Below are 4,205 nucleotides of genomic sequence, written 5' to 3' on the forward strand. Positions count from 1 at the left end.
ATTCATTTCTCAATAGCTTCATGAAAAGCTACTTCTCACATCGTGATATTTTGGATTTGTATTATGAAGTATATGAGGACAAGATCAAACAACGCATAGATAATTCAGGTCAAGATGATCACATTATGGCAAGTAACAATAAGTATAAAGACAAATATAGTGAACTTGACTTTGAAACCGTTAAGAAGAATATAGAGAAGATTTCATATAATAAATCTCCATTTAATACGTTATATTATGGAGGGCTATCACACGATGACTTAATAAGCTTTTCAAAAAATATTTTTGATCATTACCCTATTATTAGTAAAAGAATATCATCTAAATATCAATTTATTTTCATAGATGAATACCAGGATACCATGTCTGATGTTCTGAAAATATTTTATAATAGTGTTGCTGGTTCAAACGTTCAATTGTATTTGTTTGGCGACCGAATGCAGCAGATTTATAAAAATTACGATGGATCATTTGAAGAACAATTCGAATGTTTTGACACAACACAAGCCTTATTAACAAACTATCGCTCTGTTACAGATGTTGTGCTATTATTAAACAACATCTATAATGATTCGCCTTTTAACCAAGACAATTCACCTGAAATGAAACTACTAAGCGCTGATTTTCAACCCCGAATAGTCATAACTGATAATATTTCAACATCGATAGACGATATAAAAAAATCTGATTCAAATACTTTAGTTTTATATCTATTTAATAAAGAGCGCTTTTCTGATATAGGCGCACTTAACCTTTATCAAGCATTTGATTGCATGGAGAAATATTCATTTGGTAAAACCTATTCGGCAGTAAATGTGTTGACTACGCACTATGATGACAACCCAGACCCTTTGATGAAGTTATTGTATTGTTTAGTAGAAATGGTAGACAACTATCAAACGCAGAAATATGGTTTGATAGTTCAAACCTTCAAGTCCTATAAGTCGATATTTTGCGAAGATGGATGGTATATTAAGACACATAGTGACAAACAAAGGCTATTTAATATCTTGAAAGAAATCTTTGATGTTTTTCAGGATGAATCAAAAACTATATCTGAATTACTTACTGTACTTGAAAGAAATTCAATTGTTGATAGTGTATATATGGAGGGCGTTCAGTCTGATGATGAAAACAAAGAAGCTTTTAACGTACCAGTTATTGAGCTGATACGGGTTGTTAAATATTTGAGAAACCCAAAGGTATCAACCCAACACGGTGTAAAAGGAGAAAGTCATGATAGTGTTTTATTTGTCGCAGACGACAGTTACAAAAATCCGATAGTACATATGTACCGATTTTTCGAAATGTGGGGACAATTAAGTATTTCATTAAAAGAGTTTCATCAATTCTATTATGACTATATTAATGAATTGTCTGATTTGCAAAACACTATTGGTATGAAAATAAGCGAATTGAAGAAAGATTCTTTTGTTAAACATGAAAAAGTAATTTGCGAAAAGATATCTTCAATATTGGATCAGTTTAGGTGTAATCCTTATTTTGAGTTCATTTGTAAGGAAAGATACCGTCAGTTTCTAGTAAAGCCAGGAGTAACTAAAGCCAAAGATTGTTTAAAAGAAAGCTCAGTATTCGGTGTTCTTAGCGCTTACAAATTATTTTATGTTGGCTGTTCCAGAGCGAGAAAGAATTTGACTATACTTATGGATCAATCAAAAATAAAAGGTGATTTTGAACCGCAGAAAAATAAATTCACTGAGATAGGGTTTAAGATAGAATGAACCAATTATGGCTTCAAGTCATTTCACGGGTTTTGAGAGGCTTTATGAAAAATGATATTAATAAACACTGTGCTTTATAGGAGTGTCATATAATGGAAGAAAAAATTAACGCGTTAAAAGAGAAATTGCAATATAAAAGCACACGTGAATTGTTGGGGATGATTGGTATCCATTTTATAACATTTGCGAATGGTAAGAAGGGTTTTGCAGAACAATCTGATATATTTAATAAGACGAAATTAATCTCGCCTCAAAAGCAATATACATATCTTGCGGGCTTGCTTATGAGTACAGAGGATAAAAGTGAGGTACACACTACAAAGGATAAGGATAAGGATAAGGATAGTAGGATATACGATGAATTAGAAGATGATGTTCAAGAGATTACTTTAGAATATACAAAAAACTTTCTTGGCATAAATACTAAATTGGATAGTGTTGATATAAAAAGGAACTTAATATCAATGCAGGCGTTTACATCTTATTTTGATACAGGAATACTGAGATATCCGGAACAGACAATAGATCTAATTCGAATATTGTATAGTGGATTTGATTCAGAATTGGAAGATTTAACAGGATTAGTAACAGAAGACTATATAGCATTCTATCAATTAGTTTGGGATACATTTGAGACTGCGATGAGTTCATCTAAATGCGCAGTAGAGAATATAAAAAACTTTTTATATTCTCTAAATCCGCATGCAGTTGATGTGGAAAAAGAATATGAACGTTTAATGAAATTTGCTCAAGGATCTGCAGGTGACAATCTTCAAAATGCAATGGATGGGTTAAGTACAATTAAGGAATCATTAGTCCTGGAAGCTTTTGGAATTGAAAAAGGGAAAAGCCTGTTAGAGATTTTTGGACTGCACAGACAATCACGAGATTTTTCTTATTACAATGGAAAAAATCCTTTTGCAGAACATCCACTATGCTGGATTGATGAAGGAGAAAACTTATTTATTGTCCATCCGCAATTTCTATTAAACGCAATTTATAATTATATTACTGAGATATTAGAAAAACCTCAAAATAAATTTGCAGATAAATACAAAAAAGCAAAAGCGGAAACGGTGGAAATTCAATTTCTTAAGTTTTTTAAGGATTTATTTGGTGATAAAGCAAAATACCACGCGAGTGTGTGCGAGGAAAGAGGAACTAAAGAACATGATATATTAATTGAATTTAATAACTATATTTTAATAGCAGAAGTAAAAGCCTCAAAAGTTAGAGAGCCATTCTTTAACCCAGAAAAAGCTTGCAAACGAATCCAAGATCACTTCAATTCGGATACTGGAATTGGAGGTGCTTATAAACAAGCAATAATCCTTAAAAAGTTTATTGAAAATAAAAAAGATGTTGTTTTGTACGAAAACAAAACTAACAGATTCGCAATCGAAAACGCAGATGAAAAAAGGATATTGCCAATAGTTCTAACATTGAATCAATTTGGTAGTCACGCAGTGAACACGACTCTATTATTGGAAAAAAACGAAGAACAACCATATCCGTGGGTATGCAATTGGCATGATTTTGAAAATATTATTGAGATACTCCGGTATTTGAATAAATCAGCACAGGATTTTATAGATTATCTTATTTGGCGAATCGAGAACCATCCCAGTGTGCTGTCTTCAGATGAATTGGATATAATAGAAGGGTATTTTTTAGATTCGCAATTAAAGGACAGCATAAAAAAAAGTGCGATATTTTTTCCGCCAAATGGTCCAAGTATTATCGATAAGATTTATTTTGAAAAGCAAGGTATACCATATGGGGCATACGAGCATCAGGTAATAAAGCCTAATACTATTCGAAAGAAGAAAAAAATTGGTAGAAATGATCCATGTCCTTGTGATAGTGGAAAGAAGTTTAAGCGATGCTGTATTGGGAAAGTCATTTATGATTAGCAAAGCAAGGGAGAAAGATATGTTGTTTCCAGCAACGAATGAGAGAATGAAAATAGTGGTAGATTTAGTCGGGCTAAAAGTTAAAGTGAAAGTGACTACGAAACTAAAATTGGAGTGACATCATAAAAGTGCAGTCCCAAATCGTAAGGAAATGTGGAAGATCAACACTTTTTCGGACAAAAGAATAAGCAAATTTAATAGAAAGGTTATAATAAATAAACTAGACACAGAGTTAAGAGAAAATAGTGGATTGAATAGTGAAAAGTTAGTTTCGATATTACATTTCTTTATGTCTATAATCCCCAATATTAATTGTCACCTTGAACTGGTACTGATCGCCTCCACCAAATAAAGTGGCAATGAAGATAAAGTGATGCTTAATTTATTTGTATATTTCTTTTGGCAACAAGTGTCTTACATAAAGGATGACGGCCCCCTATGTGTTAGCAATTGAAAAAAAGAGTAAAACGTGTCGTAATAATGTCGTATATCATATATGGATGTATGTAATATGCCATTTACCTACTGTTTCGTAATCAGTAGGTCGGCG

At 32.2% G+C, this 4,205-nt stretch carries 2 protein-coding genes; both read left to right on the plus strand.

Annotation, left to right across the window (positions count from 1 at the left end; translation table 11 throughout):
• A partial coding sequence (locus AKG39_RS11930) for a UvrD-helicase domain-containing protein (RefSeq protein ID WP_207642515.1) occupies positions 1–1,742 on the plus strand: 1,742 nt, incomplete at its 5' end.
• A gap of 92 nt (positions 1,743–1,834) precedes the next feature.
• A complete protein-coding gene (locus tag AKG39_RS20790) occupies positions 1,835–3,655 on the plus strand; it encodes a YecA family protein (protein WP_050740633.1) in 1,821 nt (606 codons plus the stop codon).
• Positions 3,656–4,205: the final 550 nt, after the last annotated feature.

This window comes from Acetobacterium bakii (assembly GCF_001263355.1).
GTDB classification, from domain to species: Bacteria; Bacillota; Clostridia; order Eubacteriales; family Eubacteriaceae; genus Acetobacterium; species Acetobacterium bakii.